Genomic DNA, 22676 nt, shown 5'->3' with positions numbered 1-22676 from the left:
GTGCGTTTTTTGTTTTTTCTGGGTAATAACTAAAGGAGAGTAGAAATGGAGAACAAAAATGGGCAAGAATTTCAAAGGAAAATGCAAGCACGTCATTTAGTCATGCTATCACTTGGTGGGGTGATTGGAACTGGCTTATTCTTAAGTTCGGGTTACACTATTCAACAAGCTGGCCCATTTGGAACAATTCTATCCTATCTGGTTGGTGCGCTAGTGGTTTATCTAGTTATGCTATGTTTAGGAGAACTTTCCGTACATATGCCTGAAACGGGCGCATTTCATAGTTATGCAGTTAAATACATTGGACCGGGTACAGGGTATACAGTAGCCTGGTTGTATTGGTTAACTTGGACCGTTGCTTTAGGTTCTGAATTTACAGCCGCAGGATTACTTATGAAGCGATGGTTTCCATCAATTAATGTTTGGGTATGGAGTGCTCTTTTTGCCATTTTGATCTTTGTATTAAATGTCCTGACTGTTAAATTTTTTGCCGAATCCGAATTTTGGTTTTCAACAATAAAGGTTATAGCTATTGCGATTTTTATTGTTTTAGGAGTAGCGGCAATGCTAGGGTTTCTTCCGATGGCTCATTCAAAAGCTGCACCATTCTTTTCTAATTTTACAAGTGGAGGTTTATTTCCCCATGGTGCTACGGCTATTATGATGACCATGCTTGCGGTTAATTTTGCTTTTTCGGGAACAGAATTAATAGGTATTGCAGCTGGAGAAACAGCGAACCCGGAAAAAATGATACCGAAGGCAATTCGAACTACTCTGTGGAGATTGATCATCTTTTTTGTAGGAACGATTGTTGTTTTATCTGCGTTATTGCCTATTTCCGATGCGGGGGTATTAGAGAGCCCTTTTGTTGCAGTTCTAGAACGAATTGGGGTGCCATATTCAGCTGACATAATGAATTTCGTTATCTTAACAGCCATTTTATCTGCGGCAAACTCAGGCCTTTATGCCTCTTCTAGAATGCTTTGGTCGCTTGCTAATAAGAATACGATATCCCCGATTTTTAGAAAAATGACGAAGCAAGGTGTTCCAATCAACGCCGTCATTTTCAGCATGGTGGGTGGAGCTTTGGCTTTGCTCTCGAGTATTGTGGCACCAGATACTGTCTATATCGTACTTGTTTCCATTTCCGGTCTAGCAGTAGTTGTAGTTTGGATGAGTATCAGTGCTTCGCAGTTCCTATTTCGCAGAAAATTTTTGAAAGAAGGAAATTCTGAGAAGGACTTGATTTATCGCACACCACTATATCCATTAGTACCAATTGCTTCTTTTATCCTTTGTCTGGCATCGTGTATTGGAATTGCATTCGATCCAACACAGAGAATTGCCTTATATTGCGCTATACCGTTTATTTTATTTTGCTATGGAAGTTATTATCTAACAAAAAATCTAAAAAAGAGGGGCGTAGATTATGTCGAACAAAATCAACCCAATTGATGATATTTTATCCCAACATTCCATTATGCTTCTTGACGGAGCATTAGCTACAGAATTGGAGGCGCATGGATGTAATTTGGACGATCCTCTTTGGTCGGCACGTGTGTTACTAGATAATCCGGAACTAATTTATCAGGTTCATTCAGACTATTTTCGTGCTGGAGCGGACTGTGCCATAACAGCAAGCTATCAAGCTACTATTAGTGGTTTTTCCAAGCGTGGAATACAAGAACAGGAAGCTTTGGAATTAATTAAGAAAACGGTGTTACTTGCAAGAAGGGCAAGAGATGATTTTTGGAAGGAAAATACACAAACGAATAGGCCTAAACCATTGGTTGTTGCATCAATTGGGCCGTACGGCGCTTACCTAGCAGATGGTTCAGAGTATGTAGGCAACTATGGTGTGACAGATAAAATATTAGCAGACTTTCACCGTTCGAGAATGTCTGCGTTAATCGAAGCAGGTGCAGATCTATTGGCATTTGAAACGATCCCTTCCCTGCAAGAAGCAAGAGTATTAGATACATTATTACGTGAGTTTCCAGAAACATATGCGTGGCTTTCCTTTTCGCTAAAAAATGAGAAAGAGATTAGTGAAGGTATGAAACTCGTGGAGTGTGCACGAGCTTTTGAGAAAAGTGAACAAATTGTAGCGATAGGCATCAATTGTGCGTCAGTAACCGTTGTGACTCGTGCAATCCAAGAGTTGAGGGCAAACACAAAAAAACCGATTATTGTTTATCCAAACTCTGGTGAAACTTATAATCCAGAAACAAAAACATGGCATGGTCATGAACAATGTAACGCGTTGAATATTCAATCTGAAGAATGGTACCAAGCAGGTGCACGTTTAATAGGTGGATGCTGCAGGACGACACCTTATCACATTGAGGAGATATCGAACAAGTGGCGTTCTTCCGAGTTTTTCTATTCAAACGAAGCAAAACAGTAATGTAATGGAAGATAATCTATCTTTGTGTGTATTTTCATGATTTAGCTTGTTCAGGAATCTACAGTTACGTTTAGTGGCACAAAATGTCTTTTCAGAGCCACAAATGTGGATGGTAGCCTCGGGAATCCAGTGGACTTTTGGGTACCTTAGGTATGGAAAGGAATCAGGGAAAATAAAAACCGCTTGTTTAATAGAAATGGTAGATAACATACTGAATCTTTTAATGAAGATGTAGTTGATCCAATTGAAAGTGAAGGGGATCAATTATTCTTAATTAAAGTTAACGAAGAGGTTAATTTAGTTATTTAAAAATAGTTCAATAACTATATGAAAATTTGTTGTGGTAAAAATCCTTGTTGTAGTAGTGAATATGGTCATATTTTTTGTAAAAAAGGATAGATGTAAACAGGTATACTCTCCTGTTCATCTATCCTTTTCTTTTTACCTTATAAAATGTGTGACATTGTATTCAATCGTATATATATAGGATTTCATTACTATTTCCTTGACTTTTATTGAACTACTCACAACTTAACGTCCTTACGGACTTTTTGAAGTGGGAGATTCCTGCGAACACCGGTGTATCTACCGGTTATCTTAGCAGGCTCTACCCGTAGTCCCTACGGTGAGAACATAAGTATCTTGTACGTTAACGCACCACACTCCCTACTTTAGCTTGGTTTTCGCAACTTCGGTAAGCATGGGGCGATAGAACGTTGAAGATTTTACGGTTGCAACGTTTTTCTGCAACCAACCTCATATCTTCAGTTTTCGAAGAGCAATCTGTACAAGTAAATGATAACAAACATGTTGGCTTATGCCAACCGACATTCATCTCCCACCTAAAATTGGTGTTTCACACCTTCACATTTTTGAGGAAGGAGTCTTCTGTCGGAAAACGATAAAACGATAGGGTTTATTGGGTTTGCGTATTATTAAGAGTATTCTTGTATTTTAGGAATGCTTTACCCCACAAAATGAAAGTACACTTTGTTTCCATTCTTAAGTTGATAGATGTGTGGTGCCCCCCTGTAAAAACGTAATTGTATTGTAGAAAAATAAAATAGAAGGATTACTTACCTTTAGTAAATATGAGAACTTTATATTTTTATTATTTACGATTATGCAATATCAGATCTCAGATATACATTCGCTCAGTTGCACATTAGGATATATAAAAATCACGTAAACTCCAGATGAACTTCACACTCGAATAGAAAATCCGTTATATAATAACTATAGAATTTATTAATGTTACATTAATTTTTATCTATTGAGATATATAAAATATAAAATTTCGATACGGAATACTAGGGTAAATAACTTCTTATAAGAAAGTAATAAAGGAGAATAGTTATGACAAGCACAGTACTGGAATCAAAAAAAACTAATATTACTGAAGAAGATGTTGAAATTTTAAAAATAATGGCGCATCCAATTCGTTTACGTATTGTAAACGAGCTAAGCAAACATAATACTTTTAATGTTTCGCAGCTAACAAAAATTTTAGAGATACCCCAATCATCTGTTTCACAACATTTATCGAAAATGAAGGGTAAAGTACTAAAAGCTGAACGTAAAGGCTTAGAAATTTATTATTCAATTCGTAATAACAAAGCAACTCAAATTGTCGGCATACTTGGATATTAAGCCATATATACAATTGCGTAAAGATAGAGTAGTACCTGAAAAGGGTGCTACTCTTTTTGGACTCTATAAACACAATATGACAAATGTTACTTTTCCATAAAAGAACAAGAACAAACTAGGAATTATTTTTTCCTACATCGAATTTAAAAGTACAATAGATGCCAGACACCTGGATGTACATAGCTAAAAGCAACTCATCAAACGCTGGAGGGATACAATGTCTTATAAAACGATTCATACCGATTTTCGAAATGACTATACAAATGCTCGAGATGCCTTGTTAAATGAAGGAATCGTTGAAATTGGCCATGTCCAATATGAAAGTCAAAAAGGACTAATCATACGTCCTGCCTACGAAATAGAAGGAGAAATTTATTTTTTCTCGGGAATGAAAGCAGCGGGAGAAACGATATACAGTGTACAATTACGCCCTTTTAATGAGCTAAAAGGGGCGGATTACATTCCACTAGAAGAAAAATCTTGTATAACTGTGTAAATGAGAGAGGTATAGCTATTAGCAGGGATCAAGATGAGCGGTATTATATTTTACAAGAACGTGTAAGTTTGCAAACATACTTAGACTCCTTAAACCCGAACGTTTCTGACAACTACAACAAAGAAAAAAGTATGAACGAGCTGCAAAATCAAAGCCTCATTCGATAACATAAATCTAGTCTTGGTAAAATAATTACTAATTAGTATTCAAAAGGGAAGTAGCATGTTTCTTGATGTACTGACCTTAGAAGAATATCGAACAGTATTAGATACGAAGATTCAAACTTAGGTGACGATACTTAAAAGACATTTATGGAAACAAACAACAAAATGCTGAATAGCAAAAAGTTCCAGTTAAAGTAGGAGATTATATCGAGTTTACCCATATAGAAAGGGAAGCAGTAAATGAAAAGACATGGGCTACACTTACTAACCCTGAGAATAATAAACAAGAATATATAGGCAAAAAAAGAATCTATCAAGTTACTTCAACGGGATTAAACAAAATAGATTAACATGAAAAACATTCAAATTATTAGTTAGATGCTTAATAGTCGTTCATTATGAACGGGCTATTTGGCTTTTATTTAAAATAAAGTGAAATTAATTTTAAAAATATGTTTAAGGACCGATTGATGTTTAGATGTTATAGATTTGAGAAAAAAGAAACAGAATAATAAGGTATTTGTTGATAAAGATCTTTATTTATTACAAATTTTTACATATTTAGTATGATGTATATGAGTGCTATATATATTAAGGGAGGAATGGGAATGAAGAGGTTCATAACTCATGCAAATGGTAATAAGATCTTTAAAAAGTTAGTTTTAATGGTGTTGCCAATGGTTCTAATGATAATGATGATAACCCCCTCGAATGGTGCATTGGCAGCCGACCAATCAAATACCGGTTCACTAAAAGGTGTGAGTCTATTTAATGGAAGCTGGACTGTTGCTATACAAGCTGCAAATTTACAATATGTTTCTGCTGAGCCATCGGGCAATGTAGTAGCAAATCGTAGTGCAGTTAATGAATGGGAGAAATTCGAATTAATTCCGACTGGGGAATTATATACGTTTGCTTTAAAAGCAAAAAGTAATGGAAAGTACGTTTCGTTTGAGCCAAATGGTAAAGTAGTAGCAGATCGTACATCAATTGGAGCATGGGAAAAATTTATCTTATATAATGGTGGAGACAATAGGATATATGTATTACAAGCGTTAAGTAATGGTAGATTTATATCAGCAAATGGTGGTAGAGAATTAACTGCTACTAGTTATGTAGCTGGAAGTTGGGAAAGATTTGTTATTGTGTATTTCTAAATTTTGAAGTGTTTTATATATAAATAATAATGACTGGTTTAGTTCATATGCATGCTAAATAAAGAGTTAAGTACTTAATACAAGTGTATATTAAGGTGTAAAAAGGATTGCAAGTAATTGTCAGTCCTTTTTGTATGTTAAATAAATAATTACTGAGGATGTAATGAGAAGAAAAAGAACCCTATAGGGTTCTTTTTCAAGGCATATTAACAGTAAGGAGAATCATGAAATGCTACTTCAAATCTTTATTAGGGGAAAGATTTTGAAAAAGCTTAACATACATCTACTTTTACATAAATGTAAGATATAGTAAATTGATAATCTTCATACTTACTATTACTAATATTCAATTAAGATAGTTAACACTATGTGTATAGTTTTAACTGATATTTAGTGTAGTATACATCTAGAAATCTAGTATTAGATTACAATTGTCAAAAAAGCTAATAGATTTATCATTTCAAATTCTCACTAATATATAAACGATTCTAATTGAAATGGGGTGTGTATTAACTCTTATAAGCCGAAAGTAAATAAAATAAACAAAGACCCTGTAAAAAATACAGGGCCGGATACAGAGTTAAGGGAACACATAGTTTCTTAAAAACATAATAGCATATATGTTTTGTGTAGCTATATGAGGATTTTGACAAAATTAACAACAATACAGAAAATCTTTTAGAAAACAAATATATTGATAGAAATATGATTTGGAAGTGAACAATTTACAAGTTGATATAGACGAAAAATCTTGAGCACCATGATCAAATTGTCTTTAAATAAGAGATTTAGGTTAGTGAAATAGTTGAATCATCCTGAAAAAGAAAAATGTTTTTTAAATTAAAAGAAGAAAAGGCACCTTTTAAGTGTCTTTTCGTTAAAGCAAAGCATTATTCTCTCAAAGGAATCACTAAAACAATATGTGATTCCTTTGAGAAATGCTAGATTAATTTCTAATGGTCCCAGTATCTTTTATTTTGACGTGTGTCTTTACATTTATTTTAGCCTCTGCTAACGCTTGTAACCAATCTCCTTTTACTTTTTTCCATTCTTTATATTGAAAAGCTCTAGCATATAGGGATAATCCGATTGGATCAATTTTATTCTGCTGTATTTCACCCAACATATTTTGTAATTCCTTATTAATCTCTTTTCCGATAGCTTTTTCTAAATTATTTATGTTTTTTTTGTTATCATAATGCTCCTTAATTAAATTCGCATTGGTTTTTTCTACTAACGCTACATTAGCGTTTATATCGAGATTAAATAAAAACTTCCCGTTTTTAAAATTAACATCTATCTTCCTTGTCGCATTCTGTAGGAAGATGGAAGTGTTTGTTTTTTTGTTGGATTTTTTAGGAGGAAGCGCAAGGTGTAGTATCATCCGGCCAGTATTTTTTGACTTATTTATAAGATTGAAGAACTTAACATCTTTTTTAGGGATACGAGTTAAAAATTTTCCTTGACGATCTAAAAGTGCAATTCCTATCGTGTCAATTTCATTCTTTGTTTTTTTTATAACTGGAATAATTTGCGTCATTCCTTCTTCATTTTGTTCTCTCATTAATTGTTGAATTGTAGAAGAGACGGATTGGTTATTTTGAATAGATGATTCAATTACACCATTTATATAAGATGAAAGTGATGGTTTACTAGGCTTGTGAATTTTAAAAATTTCTTCTGCAGGTCCATCTACAAGTACTACTTTAGCATTAATGGTAGCGTAAGGATCACGGTAAGAAGAATCAAGCTCCTGCAACCAATTTGCTTCTTGCGCTAATTTTTTCCCAATTAAAATGATTTCAGCTTTGGAAGCTGTCATAAAGCCTGTTAACTTCGTATCTATCTTACTGAATCCAGTATATACAGTTGATGCTTGTGTCCAATGTTCTATAGTACTTTTTGACTGTTTATGATGAAAGAGTGGTATGCTTGTTCCAACTTTTATGTCTCCATTAGGGGTTCTATCCAAGCCAATTAACAGGATTAATGAAACCTTCTCAAGAGGAATTCTCTGACCACAACCAATAATATATACACAACAAATTACAATCCATATCCATTTTCGAATCAAAGTTGTTTCCTCCTAGTAATCCAAGTAAAAAGAATACTGTAAGCGAAAAATAAGATGGGTAATACAATAAAGAAAACGACATTTAAGATATCCATAAGAGAATATATAAACAAATATTGATCCACATTGGGATTTAGAAAAATAAATAAGCCGACTATTAATACCATAAAACCAAACAGCGCCCAATTGCGAGCGTTTTTTTGAAGTGAAATGGTCACAGAATCAAAACTGAAAAATAAATATGGGTATATTGTAGTGGAAAATACAATTAAATAGTAAGCAATATATATAATTTCTAATCGTTCTATGAAGGAAAAACGAACCCCTTTTAACAGATGAAATACTGGCCAAATTACGTCTTTTATCCCCTCTGGACTAAAGTATATATAAGAAAGAATAGTCACATATAGGTAGAAAAACATGGTTCCAGTATTCGCAATTAGTAGTCCCTTAATAGCGTGTTGTTTTTTTTGTAAGAACGGATAAATAAAATATGCAATTTCTAAACCAGCATAAGGGGTAATGGTTTCTTTCGTTGCTTTTACAATAGGGTATATACCATCTTTAAAAATAGGTAGTAGGTGTAAAGGAGCATACATACTCTTTAATGAAAAAAGAAGAAGTAATGGCATCCAAGTAGTGAAGAAGAAAACAAGCATAGAATAACTAGTAAGAGCCCTTAACCCACTCAGGGCTAAAATAATAAAAGGCAATAATAATAATATGGTGATTTGATAAGTGGGAATGGAAGGAAATATCCACACTTTTACAATATCAGTTGCCTTTAATAAAGTATTAAAGCCAGCAAAAAATAGATAACAGGCATATAAAAGAAAAAGAATCGTCCCTAGCCATTTACCAAAGTATGTTTTTAAGATTTGTGAGAAATTTTTTTTTGGATTTTTTTGTAACATTACTATAATAAATACACCGATTATAGAAGTAACCATCCATCCAAGAATGATTGAAATCCAGCCATCTGTACCAGCAGTAGTAGCAAGTGGGCTTGGCATAATTAACATACCAGATGCAAGTTGCAGCGAATGGATGAAAATAATAAACTCGAATAAAGTTATATTTTTGAATTTAAGATTCTCCATGTTAACCACCTTCTTTTTTCTTTCTTTGTTTCGGCTGCCCTGTACTCGAACGGCTGGTAAGCATAGAAATAGGAAATCTTACAAAAGAATCTTTTAACTCTTGGAGACGAAATGGCGCGATTGGCAATCCATATGGTGAACCATATGAATTTAGTGAAACAAAATGAGCAAATAAGAGCATTAATCCACTAACAATACCTACAATCCCATAAAAGTAAGCCAATAACATCATTGGAAAACGAATAAGGCGTATAGAACTTGATAAATCATAATTAGAAACAATAAATGAAGCAATGGCTGTAATAGATACGATAATAACCATAACGTTACTAACAAGACCAGCTTGAACAGCCGCCTGTCCAATTACAATCCCTCCAACTATTCCAATGGTTTGTCCAATTGGTTGTGGTAAGCGAATACCAGCTTCACGTAGCATTTCTAGTGTGATTTCCATTATAAATGCTTCCAGGAGGGGAGAGAAAGGAACTTTTACTCTTGACGTAGCAATGGAAGTGTATAAATCTATAGGAATGATTTCAAAGTGAAAAGAGACTATAGCAATATAAATTGCGGGTAAAAAAATCGCTATAATAAATCCTGCAAATCGTAATAAACGAAAAAACGATGCAATGAGCCAATGTATATTATAGTCATCTGGGGTTTGAAAAAATCCAATTAAATTCATTGGAACAATCATTGCGCCAGGAGATCTATCAACTAATACTGCTATTTTCCCATCCAGTATATGATTTGAAATAGCATCTGGGCGTTCGCTTAAATAAGCCTGTGGAAAAGGAGTCCAATTTTGATCTTTTGTATAATTAGATAGTTCTCCAATACTCAATACCGCATCCGTTTTAATATTACAGATTCTAGTTTCTATTTCTTTGACTACATCTGCGTTTGCTACATCGCCTAAGTAAATCAAATAGACTAAAGAAGTTGCTCGCTCTCCAATCGCCAGCTTTTTGATTTTCAACTCTGTAGAAGGAATATATCGACGAATAAGACCTATATTTTTTGTAGCATTTTCAATAAACCCATCATGCGATCCTTTAATAGTAACTTCTGAAATTGGCTCTTGAATTGCTCTCTCTGCCCAGCCTTTTGTATTTATTAGAAGTGAACGATTTTCTCCTTCCATAAATAGTACACATTGACCTTCAAGTAATCCTTCTTTAATTTCATTCCATGTATATACTATTTTGGTATGAGTAGCGATAATATATGAATTAAATATTTGACTGTCTTCATTTACTTCTTGTAATAATGGTGTAACAACATTGCCTTTTAAAGCAACACCATCAGTAAGGCCTTCAAAGTAATATAGTAGAATATTCGTATTTGTTTTTAATTGCAAAGGGTGTTCAATTAAATCTGCACTAATATCAAAGATGTTATCTAATGTATTTTTAAGTTCTTTTAAGTTACTTGTTTGGATCTTTTCAATGTTTTTATCTGTTTTAGTTTCTAAGATCTTTTCATTTAAAGACAAAATTGACACCTCTTTAATATATAACGATTAGTTGTATTTATTATTTTTATAAGATGGAATTTTATTCACAAATTTAAACAAATTGGGAACGGAAATTAATAATTGAGAGAAAAAAAGTAGAGGTGATTTGCGGGGGAATCTAAGTATCAAGATAGAATTGAAATTGGAATGATTATAACAAAAAAGAACCCTTGATAGGCTCTTTTTCATAGTTGGTAAATAGATTATCAACAATAGATGGCGTTTAAGGTAGTAATTTAGATGTCTTTAAGTTCATCAGCTGAATTTTGTAGGAAGAATTCTTTTTTCATATCTTAATGCTCAATTAAAAAGATATTACATTTATTTGGGTATTCTAGTGTAATTAAAGTTTGCGCGCTAACAAATTTTGTTTAGGGACAAAATGTTTTTTTCTGAATTAACAGAAAAATGCATGCGCAAAATTCCTATTAGTTATTTTGGTAGGTATCAAATATTGCCTTGGCCTTATTTTCTTGAGATTACCGTACGTTTATATGTTTCTAAGGGAAAGAAATACTTGCATTTTTATTACCATCTATTGTTTGATTAAGATGGTAACATGAAATTGAAACGTTTACAACTAGGAAATAAAGAAAAAATATTAAAATACGACTTTTTTCGACAAAATTTCTACGTTGATATCTCATATTTTTATAGGAAAAGGTGGAGGGAAGCGTACCTTTTCCTATAAGATGTTTTGTAATAATTAGATATAACTAAAGTAATAATAGCCTAAAATTAAAATGAAATTCCATGACTTTGAGCTCAAAGTCATAAAAACTATTGATAACGTTATAATTGAATTTTTGAACCGTAAAAGTATTAAAAGTAAGGTCAAACTTTAGTCCACTTTGCGTTTCTTCCTTTTGTAACTAGCTTAATATGGCCAAATAATTGCAACGAGTTTAAAGCCTTACTAATTGTACTCTCTGCAATGTCTGGATATCTGTTACGAATACTTTCCTTAGTAAAGGGTTGTTTTTGTTTAAGTATAAAATCCTGAATTCTCTCGACTTTAGTATGTTTACATATAGAATCAAGAACAGTGTTATGCAGATCTTTGTAAGCCTCTAATATAATAGTTAAAAATGTTTTTAACCAAAAGCTACTATTGTGTTCCTCGCAGTACCAATTTACCGAAGATTTATAAATTGAATTGTAATATTCAGATTCGTTTTTCTTAATATACTTATCCAAACATACATATTTTACAAATGTATGTCCACTCTTAATTAGCAGCAACTGCATTAACATAAATGCTAGCCTACCATTACCTTGATTGAAAGGGACTATGCAATAAAAATTTAATATAAAACGAGCTATTAATAAAAGTGAATGTAGCTCCTTACTAGTATTTAATGAGTTGTATTGATCACATAATTGCTCCATAAACTGTGGAATGAGTTCATACGGAAGAATGCGGTAACTATTCAAGTGCATTCCATGCTCAGGAATACCTGGAATAATAAAAGGTTTTTCACGCCATTTGGCACTGTCAGAGGTAAGGTAATGTATTAGTTGAAAATGTAATTCCTGTATAGTTGCTGGATTAATTGATAAAGTACAGGAGTTTTTATGTACAAAAGAAAGTGTTTGATAATAACAAAAAATAGCATCTTCTGAAATGTTTTGAGGTACTATATCATCTAAAATAAGTTCTTTTAATCTTTTATTAGGAACTTTTATATCCTCAAAAATAGTAGTGAAATTTTTTATGTAATGTAGTGGTATAGTTTTTTCTAAACTATTAAATATGTCAGGATTTTGTTCCTGATAAGCAGCTAATTTTCCTTTGAATTCGCTAATTTCACTTATTAAATTGAGTAACCTCCTTTTTAATTCAATATTTTTATACTTATCATCAAAAAAATCTCTCATTTTTGTTCCCCCTGTAACCCCTTAACACGTTGTTGCATATATCATTCCATTCTAAAGGTATTTCATGACCTCATTATAAAATAACGACAATTTTGTTCTAATTTTGATCATGTTTTAGAATCTATATTTTTATTTGTTAATAAAAATATAGATTCTAAAGAAGAATCGTTAGGATTCAATTTTAATAGGCATAATCCTAACATCAAATGTACAAATGTACAATAAAAAAATAAAAAAATATAAAACTATCGACACTTTTGAAAGAGTATTTATAGGATTATTAAGTAGCTATAGACGTGTTTTAGTTTAAAAGTAAATATTGAAGTGGTAATAAAGTTTTCATGGCTGAAAAAAATAAACTATTAATTTGTGACAGTTATGTGCCTAATCTATTCATTTGGTATGATGAGAATTCCAAAAATAAATCCTAATGAGCTTAATTTTCTATAGTTAGCATAAAGATTAGGGGCGGTATGTTGATGAAATGTACCATTAAATATAGAAATATGTAACGTTAAACACTTGTATTGTAAAATAGTTTGACATAAGTTAATTTAAATATTAGGTACAGGAACATTTAATGAAAATTCAGTAATGTACCCTTTAAACGTTTCACCCTAAAAAAGTATTAAAAGCATACTGAATTTTTTCCTTTGCTTCTGTACCTTATTAGGTAAAAATAATACAATAAATTGTTAGAATGTTATGGGGAAAATTGGGTTTTTAATTCTCTTTTTCTTATCTTACATAATCAATCTCTTGATGATTTGTTTAAAATAAGGATTAACAGGGTAGGAGATGACTATTAAAAAGGACTATAAAGTTAAGTTGGACAAACGATCAGGAAAACGAAAGGTTAATTTCGTCGTGTAACTGAGAAGCTCCAACTTTATGTTTTGCCAAGTGGTGGGTAGTTCATTCTGCCTGGTAATTTTAATCTATGAGTTTGAACATCCTTAAGCAAATCAATATATAAATTACAGTAGTTATGTGGTTATAGGAGTAAATGTCTAAGATTAAAGGATTTGTGTGCATTCACAATGTAAATATAAGTAGAGTATTTATTGTGTTTTTTAAGGTTTAGAAAATATGTGTGAATTTAGCTTTAGAAATGACTTATTTGCAAGTTATATAATAGGAATGTGAAGTCTGTAAGAAACTGATATTATCAGTTCCTTACAGACTTTTTTACTTTAAAAGTATATTTTTTTACATAAGGTTAAATATAATTCTTTAAATTAATATTTGAATTTTTTTGTGAAATTAAGTGAGGTTTTCATTCCTCTATTAATACATAATGTTACAAAATAGACTTATTGTATTTATTTTATTTTTATATGAGATTAAAAATAATAATAAACGTACTAATGTATGAGAGGTATTAGTATATTTATTAGTAATTTGCTGGTTTATCTCTATATTGCTATTATATTAGCGATAACTATAATATATTGAGGGGACAAGAATGAATTTGAAATTTACATCTAAATTTGAAAGATTAAGAAAAAGTAAAAAAAGCATTGGTGCTTGTGTTTTAGCTGCAGGGGTAACGGCTATTACTATGATTCCTCAAAGTGCTTATGCACATGGATTTGTTGAAAAGCCAAGTAGCCGTGCTGCTTTATGTAGTCAGAATTATGGAGCATTGAATTTAAATTGTGGAAATATAATGTACGAACCTCAAAGCCTAGAAGCACCTAAAGGATTCCCAGATGGGGGACCGATTGATGGGAAAATCGCTTCGGCAGGAGGACTGTTTGGAGGAATTCTTGACCAACAAACATCAAATCGCTGGTTCAAAAACACGATTAAGGGTGGAGCAAATACCTTTACATGGAAATATACAGCTGCACATCCTACAAGTAAATGGCATTATTACATTACAAAAAAGGGATGGGATCCTAATAAACCATTAACACGTGCTGAATTAGAACCAATTGGAACTGTGAAACATGATGGTTCTGCTGCATCAAATAATATAACACATACAATTACTGTACCAACTGATCGCAATGGTTATCATGTTATTTTAGCTGTATGGGATGTATCAGATACGTCAAATGCGTTTTATAATGTAATTGATGTAAATCTAGTAAATAATGAAACTCCCGATACAGTAGCTCCAAGTCAACCAACTGAATTAAATGCGTCTAAAGTTACTGCCAATAGTGTTGCACTAACATGGAAGGCTTCTACGGATAATATAGGTGTAAAGGAATATCAAGTGTTACGCAATGGGGAAGTAATTGATACGGTACCAGGTACAACATTTATTGATAAAAAACTAAAAGCAAATACGGAATATACCTATACAATAAAGGCGTTAGACTCTGCTGGAAACATATCAAAAGAAAGTGAAGAACTAAAGGTTAAGACAACAAATGAAATCCCAGATATAGAAGCTCCGACTCAACCGAAAGGATTACATAGTATGAGTACAACAGCAACAACTGTTGACTTGATGTGGAGTCCGTCTGAAGATAATGTAGGTGTAGACCATTATATTGTATATAGAGAAAGCTTTGGAGTTATGAATAAAATTGGGGAAACGGATAATACATCCTTTATGGATAAAGAATTAAAGGCTAATACATCGTATAAATATGTAGTGACGGCGGTGGATTTAGCTGGAAATGAATCTAGTAGAAGTGATGTATTAAATGTAATAACAAAGTCAGAGGATTCCACATATGAAAAATGGGATGCGAGAAAAGCATATACAAAAGGTGATAGAGTAGTACATGAGGGAAAAGTGTATGAAGCAGTTCAAGATTATCAAGGCAATGGTGACACAAATTGGATTTTTTCCCTATCGCTTTGGAAGCCAGTTTTGAATAAATGATAAGTGGGAAAATGTAGTTAACATTTTTGAATTTTTCTTTGAGAGTAAAGGTTCGTTCCAAATATAAATCCCTTAATAGTTTAAATGATTTAAATAATATACTAATAAATTTAATCACCATCCTAATGTTTACGAAATGAAAGCAGAAAAGAATCCCAATGGTATTCCATCAAAAAGGAACTCCAAGGGATTCTTTTATTTTCTAATTTGTAATAGCGTATATTTTTACAGTGAATTTGCTAGTGGCACCAATTGGACTTGCGATATAATATTTAGTATTTGTGTAAGCCCCAGTCCTAGATCCATGTAGAATATTTTTTCAACGAATAGAATCGGCACCCAAGGAAACATCAATCATTACATTGAAAGAGATAGTAGAAGGATGATCTTTCTCTGAAGGCTCAATAATCCATTTTAATTCTTTAGTCCCTACAGATAAATTATCAATTTTAAATTTTTGACTAGAACGATTTTTTTGTCCAGATAAAGGACTAGATTCGGATGGAATTTGCGAAATTAATATCTCTTTTCATTCGAGGTATAAGTGATTATAAATTGGCACTGGGTGTTATGGTGACAGGATTTATCTTCGCAGGGGTGATAGGCTTTAATTCAGCAACAGAAACTTATCAAAATGTGTATAGTATCGATTGCAGCAAAACATTACCTACTGCTTGGTACAAAAATGACTTCCCATCAAGAGGATCATTGCCAAATACAATGGTGAAATGTGGATATACATTTTATTTGAAGGATGCATATGAAACAAAAGATAAGTTTGGTAACTTAACAAAAGACTGGACAGGTATTTACAAGCGTTAATCATGAGAGAAAACGGCACCTTTCAAGTGTCGTTTTTTCTATAGATGTAAGTTTAAATCCTAGTTAAAATAAAACGAAACGATAAAACCCTATTTTTACCCCACAAAAAAACTCCATTTTGAGCAATCTCTCATTAAAATGGAGTTATCTTTTTTATAATTATAGGAATGCTTGTAAGAAGGTGTATTCTTTCCTTCAACCTCACACTGTACTAATCTAATACAGAAAACCCTATAGCTTATCGAAAACGGAAGAAGCCGCAGTACTTACGATGTAGTTTTTACTTTTTCCATAAATTCTTTATTTAATTTCAAACCTTTTAGATACGAAGACATAAACGTACTACCTGTTTCTCCTTTTGTTAATTTAGGATCAGAAAACAGTGCATCTAGTGCTGCGTCAAACTCTTTATTTGCTTCTTTAAACTTTTCCGCTGCCTCATCTAACTCTTTAGGCGGAACTATAGCTATTATGTTTGTTAGATGCCCTCTAGCCTTGTTCACAAGGTCCATGACAGCAAGATGATCTACTTTACCATCAACTGTAGGAACTTGCGCGTCTTTAAAGCACTCAAGAAATTCTTTTATTTCTTTTTGATATACTTTAATGTATTCTTCTCTTGATACTCTACGTAAATCACGATTTTTCTTATAAAGTTTTTCGCGAGCATCAACTCCTAACTTTTCAAGAAATAACTTGTCATATTTATCGTATACTTCTTTGTCTTTATCACTATAGTCATCAAATATAGATGATGTACGGCTAAGTTTTTTTTTCGCCTTTTCAAGGTTTTCAATCTCTAGATCCAATTTTTTAACGTATTCTTTGTGTGCGTCTTTCCATTCAGAAGGGGCGGATAGTTTCTTAGAATCTTCTAAAAGAGAGAGGCGTTTGTCAATGTTCTCTTTTCTTTCAGCAACCGATAGAGATTTGTCATTCCCTTTTTCTATCCCTCCGCTAACATCAACCTCTTCTTTTGATACAGCATCCAAGTACTCCTCTGCCGTTAATGTTGAACATGCAGACAAGAGTAGCATTGGAAATAGAAGTGTTGCTATAACTTTACGTAACTCCATACATTTCTCCTTTCGAATATACACATTAAATACTATTCTAACATACAAGCGTTCGATTGCGCACAAAAAAGGTGCTACAAATAGGGAACATAAAAGGCTGAGTGCAGTCTATATACTTTGTTATAATTTTTTTGTAATATTCAATATTTTATCAATATTTACAACTAACTTTACCATTGCAATTATTGCTCGAATAATTCCTTCTATTTTTCAGCTGCTTTTACAATGGCTGCTAACTCAGTTAGCAAAGAAGAAGCGCCAAAAGCTGTTTCAAAAGTTTTTATTGGAGTATCTGCGGGTAAGGAGGGAAAGTGAACTTACCTCATAGATTAGCGATGGCACCTATGACACATTGCTATTTTTTTAAGATTGAATAGATTTATTGAACTATAAATCATCTGCCGCCTTACTGTAATTAAAAGAATGGTGAATTGTCATGAGTTGTCTTCGCTGAAATAACCAAATGGAATATATGACATAAAACTTTAACACCCTCTTTTAATTCTTTTTCACTCATATAAGAATAACTTAATCTCAAATGATGATTTTCTAATTCTTCCGGATAATAAGCCGAACTGGGCAAAAATGTGACTTTTTTCTTTTGTTCTTCTATAAGAATAGAATATGTATAGTCCAAAGAGAAAGAGAACCATTTTATAATTTTGATAAAACTAAAAAAGGTTTATAAAGTGGCGTGTTTTAAAACTATATAAGTTATTATATAGCCTCTTTCTGTCTTGCCCCCCATAAAATAGATTTCCCCCAATAACCCACGAAAATAAACATTTTTTGAAAAATTTATAAAAAGAAAAATCGACAAAAATCTCTAAGAAAAGGCTCTATACTGGGTTTTTAAAAAATCCTAATATAAAAACTTAAATAAAATAAATACCCATAATTCTTCCTAGTATTGTTTTATCAGGAAAAATTTAACTTAATTTTCTGAATAAATTTTATCTATAAATACAATTTTTTTATTAATCAGAAAATTCTACTTTTATGCTAATATTGGTTGTGCAGCTCTGTTACAAACATCTGGAATACAAAATTATCTATAAAAGGGGGAATGTGAAATGGAAAAGGAATATATTCATGAAGAAATGTTAGAGCTTGAAGATCTTGAATTAGATGAAGAGGATTTACTAATTCGTGCAGGCAAGACATTAGGTTAATTTTTAAAATAAGGAGGTTACATATGCAGTTTAACTGTATATGTAACTTTTTTTAAGGTAGGGTATACAGTATGAAAGAAAATAAGATTATTTTATTATATGAAAGATTTATTGAATTAGACTATGAAGAAGAGTTAGATAAAGTACCAAAATTAAAAAACAGAGGGGTACTTTTGAATTTTTGGAAAAAATGGTATGAAATTAGTGAAAAACAATTTGAATTTATAATTTGGAAATCCATTAATACTGTAGATACTTTAGATGATCTAGTCAAAATAACTGGGACTTTAAGTTTGGCTTTAAGATTATTAAAAGTATTAAAAGAAAGAAATTTAGTTGAAATTATAGAAAATAAAATAAGGTTTTCACAAGATTTAACAAGTAGTATTTTATATGAACCAACCGCTTTTCTTAATACAGTATATACGAATAAAATAAACAAAAAAAATTATGCTCAATTTAAAGCTACTTGGGATAGTTCACTGAGGAGAGCTGAAATAATAAATCAAGAGTTATCATCTAATAAAAATATCTTTTTTTGCGGAGACGATGATTATACAAGTTTGGCCCTTGAACAATATAAAAACAGAGAAATAAGTGTAGGAGATATTGATGAAGAATTAATTGAATATTTGGAAAATGAAAGTAATGATATTAATTTTTATAATTTTGATGTTAGAAATGAAGTTATAGAAGATTTAAGGAATAAGTATGATGCAATACATTGTGACCCTATAGATGATGGTAGAGGGTTAGATTTGTGGTTAAATAGAGCTAATGAATTATTAAAAGGTCAAAAGGGTGATTTAATTTTTTTAAATATAAGTGTTAAAAGATTAGGTAATAGGGCTGTTTATTTACAGAATTTTTTGACATCTTTAGGCTTTTATTTAAAAGAAATTATTCACGATTTAAGTTCTTATAAAGTGGCTGAAGAGCCTTACATTGATGAAGAATTAATAAAAGAAGACTTAGATGGCATTGGTTTTTCTCAAGATACATTCCATAATTTATATATCCAAACAGACATGTTGGTTTTTGTACGATTAATAGATAAACCAATCCTCTTTCCGCAAGAATATTATGAGATTAGAAGAAAAATATAAAATAACTGCGAGGTAAAATAATGTATGTTTTAGGAGTCAATGGATGGGACTTTGATGTTCATGATGCAAGTGCGTGTTTATTTTATAATGGTAAATTAATTGCTGCAGCTGAAGAAGAAAGGTTTATTCGTCAAAAAAAGGCATTAGATAAAATTCCATATAATTCAATAGCTTATTGTTTAAAGGAAGCTAAAATTACTCCAAATGAAGTAGATCATATTGTTATGGGATGGAATGTAGAACAACTATATTTTGAAAAGTATTCAAAGAAGCTTAACAAAGAAGAATGTCTTGAAAAGATTTTTCCGAAGGGAATTTTTAAGAGAGATAAAGATCCTCAAATCCATATGTGTTCTCATCATTTGGCACATGCTTCTGGTGCGTTCTTTAGTTCGGGATTTAATGAAGCTACCATAATAGTTATTGATGGAAGTGGAGAAGATGAGTCAATAACTATAGCAAAAGGAAAAGGTAATACAATAGAAGTACTAGAAAAATACCCATTGGAACATTCTTTAGGTATTTTTTATGAAGCATTAACTGTATTCTCAGGTTTAGGGAGGCATAATGAAGGGAAGTTAATGGGCCTATCTTCATATGGGGACGAAATATTTGAATTTCCTGAAATACTAGAAAATCCTTTGAAACCAAATAAAAATCCAGTTAGTATGAATGGTAAATATTTTTCAGTATTAAAAGATTGGATAAAAGTTATTAATAGTATAACAAAGATAGCTCCTAATTATATTAGTTATGAATATAATCCAATAGATTCAATACTATTAATGAATTCATCAGTAATGGAATATAAAAATATTGCAGCCTCAGGTCAGGCAGCCTTGGAAAGAGCAATTGTTAAGCTTGTAAAAAAAGCTGTTAATCTAACTGGAATAGATAATTTGTGTCTTTCGGGAGGAGTAGCATTAAATTGTATAGCGAATAGAATTATAGCTGATTTACCAGAAGTGAATAATTTGTTCATTCAACCAGGTGCTTCAGATAGTGGGGTAAGTATTGGAGCAGCTACATGGTTTCTTGCCGAAAATGGTATAGCGCCTATGTTCACTGAAAATCATGTATATTCTGGTCCGGAATTTCCTGATTCTAGTATCTTAAATATATTAAAAAAATATAATTTATCATATATAGAATTAGGTTCTAATAAATATGATAAATGCTCCGAGTTATTAATTCAAAATAAGATAATAGGAAGATTTTCTGGAAAGATGGAGTTCGGTCCTAGAGCTTTAGGAAATAGAAGCATAATAGCTAACCCTCAGAATAGGGATATGTTAAATAAAGTAAATACTATTAAGAAAAGAGAGCAATGGAGACCATTGGCTCCTAGCATCATAGATGAAAACGCTTCTGTAGTATTGGAAGAAAAAATAAATAACCCTTATATGCTGTTAAATTCTACTGTTAAAAAAGAGGTACGTCATTTAGTTCCAGCAATAGTTCATGTTGATGGGTCAACAAGAGCTCAAGTAGTTACAAGGGAAATGAATTCTGATTATTATGAAACAATCTATAACTTTTACCAAAAAACAGGAATTCCAGCAGTTATGAATACATCGTTTAATGTAGGAAAAGAACCAATTATATGTAACCCAAGTGATGCTATTAGGTCATTTTATGGATCAGAGATGGATGCCCTTTTATTAGGTTCATTTTTAATTCTTAAATAAAGGAGGAGAGATTTTGAGAAATAGAAATTATTCTAATCTACAGGATGAAAGGGTAAAGGATTTGGTACTTAATAAAAAAGGTTATCCTAACTACCCGGAATATATACTATTAGATTTAATAAAAGAGGAAACAATTTTTAAACGAGGAGCTTGCTCAAAGTATATTCATCACGAAGAGTTCAATACATGGCAGGAATATTTTTGTGGGGAATATTACGAAAAGCCTCAAGGGAAAAGAATTGCTTTTTTACAAGTTTGTTCTTGGGCTAAACCATATGATTTTTCATATATTGGTAAAAAAATTAGAGAAGTTACAAATAAATACCCAATGGTTCATCCAATTATTCTATCAAATGCGGGAATTATACCATATGAATACCAAATGAATCCTACTTTTTGTGCGTACGATTGGATGGATGACATTGAGGATCCAGTAATTTATGAAGAATTAATGAAAGAATATAGGGATAAATTGATACAAAGAATTAGGAGCTACCTAGAATCAAATTCATACGATGTAGTAGTACAATATGGTATACCGGTAAAAAAATATTCAATGGCTCCTGTAATTAAAGATATTTGTATGGATCTAGGAATTACTTTTCTTTTAACCCCAGATATAGAAACATATAGAAATAATAAAGATAAATTAGTCGAGTTAAAGGATTCAGGGGAATTTTATTGTTTAGATGAAGTTTTGAGTAGTATGGATAATTGTTTAAATAAGGTGAGTAGATATGTTGAATCTATCAATTGTAATACCAGCTTATAATGATGTTAGATTGGGAAAGTGTTTAAAAAGTATTGATGAAAATGTAGAGGTTGTCGTTGTCTTAAATGGTGCAACAGAAGAAGTAAAAAAAATCGCTTATTCTAGCAATGCAGTAATTGGGGAATTACCTACACCTAATTTAGCAAAAGCTTATAATTATGGAATTGAAATTTCTAGTAAAGATAATGTGTTAATTATGGATTCAGATTGTGTTTTTATGCCAGGTACCATCAATAAATTATTCAAATTATTAGATGCAGGACCTTTGGCTAAAGGAAGGGTGATGTTTTCTTTTAACAGCAAAATTGGAAAAATAATTGCACGCGCAAGACATATTCATACTTGCAAAAAAAATGCATATTCACCTCCATTGGCATTTAATAAAGAAATCTTAGCGAAGGTAAATGGATATTATTTTGATGAGAATTTATCTTGGACAGAGGATTATGATTTTGATATTAGAGTTAAATCTGCAAATCTTAAGATTTTATATGATGATAAAGCAAGAATTATTCATCCAGAGTTAAGCATTAAGCAAGATTTGAAAAGTTCATTTAATTATGGTGTAGGTCATGCACGTGGGGTTTTACACAAAAAAGATGGTTATTATGAACCTAAAAATAAAATGAAGTCCATTATTAACTCATATAAGTATATCAAAAAAAAATACGGTTATTTAACTGCTTTCTATCTCATCTTTTGGCAGCTTGCCTTTTATAGGGGATATAGAAAAGAAATGAATTAAGGAGGAAAACA

The 22676-nt window shown here is 31.7% G+C and carries 16 protein-coding genes and 3 pseudogenes; 13 read left to right on the top strand and 6 right to left on the bottom strand.

The window, feature by feature from the left end; genetic code table 11:
• Positions 1–45 precede the first annotated feature (45 nt).
• The 6 genes and pseudogenes from mmuP (at position 46) to DN401_RS14645 (ending at position 5874) form a co-directional block, all read left to right on the top strand.
• The gene (gene mmuP, locus DN401_RS14690) at positions 46–1455 is read left to right on the top strand and encodes an S-methylmethionine permease (protein ID WP_149287797.1); all 1410 of its coding nucleotides are present in this window, start codon (positions 46–48) and stop codon (positions 1453–1455) included.
• Complete coding sequence (gene mmuM / locus DN401_RS14685) at positions 1430–2407, top strand: homocysteine S-methyltransferase (protein ID WP_149287796.1); 978 nt, start codon at positions 1430–1432, stop codon at positions 2405–2407. The genes mmuP and mmuM overlap by 26 nt, the downstream gene beginning before the upstream one ends.
• A 1356-nt stretch (positions 2408–3763) precedes the next feature.
• A complete protein-coding gene (locus DN401_RS14670; RefSeq protein WP_000204906.1) occupies positions 3764–4057 on the top strand; it encodes an ArsR/SmtB family transcription factor in 294 nt (97 codons plus the stop codon).
• A gap of 217 nt (positions 4058–4274) precedes the next feature.
• Entirely contained in the window at positions 4275–4553 is a 279-nt protein-coding gene (locus DN401_RS14665) for a hypothetical protein (RefSeq protein WP_061660994.1), read from the top strand.
• A gap of 295 nt (positions 4554–4848) precedes the next feature.
• Positions 4849–5067, top strand: a pseudogene (locus DN401_RS14655) (hypothetical protein); the annotation flags it as partial.
• Between the two features lie 258 nt (positions 5068–5325).
• Positions 5326–5874: a fascin domain-containing protein gene (locus DN401_RS14645; protein WP_149287794.1), complete on the top strand. Its 549-nt coding sequence runs from the start codon at positions 5326–5328 to the stop codon at positions 5872–5874.
• Positions 5875–6820: 946 nt separating this feature from the next.
• On the opposite strand, the gene DN401_RS14640 is transcribed toward DN401_RS14645, so the two are convergent.
• The 4 genes from DN401_RS14640 to DN401_RS14625 form a co-directional block, all read right to left on the bottom strand.
• Entirely contained in the window at positions 6821–7948 is a 1128-nt protein-coding gene (locus tag DN401_RS14640; protein WP_149287793.1) for a Ger(x)C family spore germination protein, read from the bottom strand.
• Complete coding sequence (locus DN401_RS14635) at positions 7945–9048, bottom strand: GerAB/ArcD/ProY family transporter (RefSeq protein ID WP_149287792.1); 1104 nt, start codon at positions 9046–9048, stop codon at positions 7945–7947. Before DN401_RS14635 ends, DN401_RS14640 begins: the two co-directional genes overlap by 4 nt.
• Position 9049: 1 nt before the next feature.
• On the bottom strand, positions 9050–10543 hold the full coding sequence (locus DN401_RS14630; protein WP_149287791.1) for a spore germination protein: 1494 nt from the start codon (positions 10541–10543) through the stop codon (positions 9050–9052).
• A gap of 855 nt (positions 10544–11398) precedes the next feature.
• Positions 11399–12442 carry a Fic family protein gene (locus tag DN401_RS14625; protein WP_086401804.1) on the bottom strand — a complete coding sequence of 348 codons (1044 nt, stop codon included), beginning with the start codon at positions 12440–12442 and terminating at the stop codon, positions 11399–11401.
• Between the two features lie 1465 nt (positions 12443–13907).
• Between DN401_RS14625 and DN401_RS14620 the strand changes: the two genes are divergently transcribed.
• Positions 13908–15284, top strand: coding sequence for a lytic polysaccharide monooxygenase (locus tag DN401_RS14620; RefSeq protein WP_149287790.1), 1377 nt, complete (start codon positions 13908–13910; stop codon positions 15282–15284).
• A gap of 202 nt (positions 15285–15486) precedes the next feature.
• Here the strand turns inward: DN401_RS14620 and DN401_RS14615 are convergent.
• A pseudogene (locus DN401_RS14615) lies at positions 15487–15813 on the bottom strand (phosphatidylinositol-specific phospholipase C); the annotation flags it as partial.
• Here DN401_RS14615 and DN401_RS14610 point away from each other — a divergent pair.
• A complete protein-coding gene (locus tag DN401_RS14610; protein ID WP_149287789.1) occupies positions 15786–16106 on the top strand; it encodes a hypothetical protein in 321 nt (106 codons plus the stop codon). The pseudogene DN401_RS14615 and the gene DN401_RS14610 overlap by 28 nt on opposite strands.
• Before the next feature lie 266 nt (positions 16107–16372).
• Here DN401_RS14610 and DN401_RS14605 read toward each other — a convergent pair whose 3' ends face one another.
• Positions 16373–17182, bottom strand: coding sequence for a hypothetical protein (locus DN401_RS14605; RefSeq protein WP_149287788.1), 810 nt, complete (start codon positions 17180–17182; stop codon positions 16373–16375).
• Between the two features lie 130 nt (positions 17183–17312).
• On the opposite strand from DN401_RS14605, the pseudogene DN401_RS30185 reads away from it, so the two are divergent.
• The 5 genes and pseudogenes from DN401_RS30185 to DN401_RS14575 form a co-directional block, all read left to right on the top strand.
• Positions 17313–17482, top strand: a pseudogene (locus DN401_RS30185) (MFS transporter); the annotation flags it as partial.
• A gap of 943 nt (positions 17483–18425) precedes the next feature.
• The gene (locus tag DN401_RS14590) at positions 18426–19460 is read left to right on the top strand and encodes a bis-aminopropyl spermidine synthase family protein (RefSeq protein ID WP_149287787.1); all 1035 of its coding nucleotides are present in this window, start codon (positions 18426–18428) and stop codon (positions 19458–19460) included.
• 20 nt (positions 19461–19480) lie between these two features.
• Positions 19481–21148 carry a carbamoyltransferase family protein gene (locus DN401_RS14585; protein ID WP_149287786.1) on the top strand — a complete coding sequence of 556 codons (1668 nt, stop codon included), beginning with the start codon at positions 19481–19483 and terminating at the stop codon, positions 21146–21148.
• 13 nt (positions 21149–21161) lie between these two features.
• On the top strand, positions 21162–21920 hold the full coding sequence (locus tag DN401_RS14580) for a DUF5591 domain-containing protein (protein ID WP_016083420.1): 759 nt from the start codon (positions 21162–21164) through the stop codon (positions 21918–21920).
• Positions 21886–22665, top strand: a complete 780-nt coding sequence (locus DN401_RS14575) for a glycosyltransferase family 2 protein (protein ID WP_016083419.1) — start codon at positions 21886–21888, stop codon at positions 22663–22665. Before DN401_RS14580 ends, DN401_RS14575 begins: the two co-directional genes overlap by 35 nt.
• Positions 22666–22676 lie beyond the last annotated feature (11 nt).

The organism is Bacillus sp. BF2-3, from assembly GCF_008368795.1.
Classification (GTDB): domain Bacteria; phylum Bacillota; class Bacilli; order Bacillales; family Bacillaceae_G; genus Bacillus_A; species Bacillus_A cereus.
This window is presented reverse-complemented; position numbering and strand designations above follow the sequence as displayed.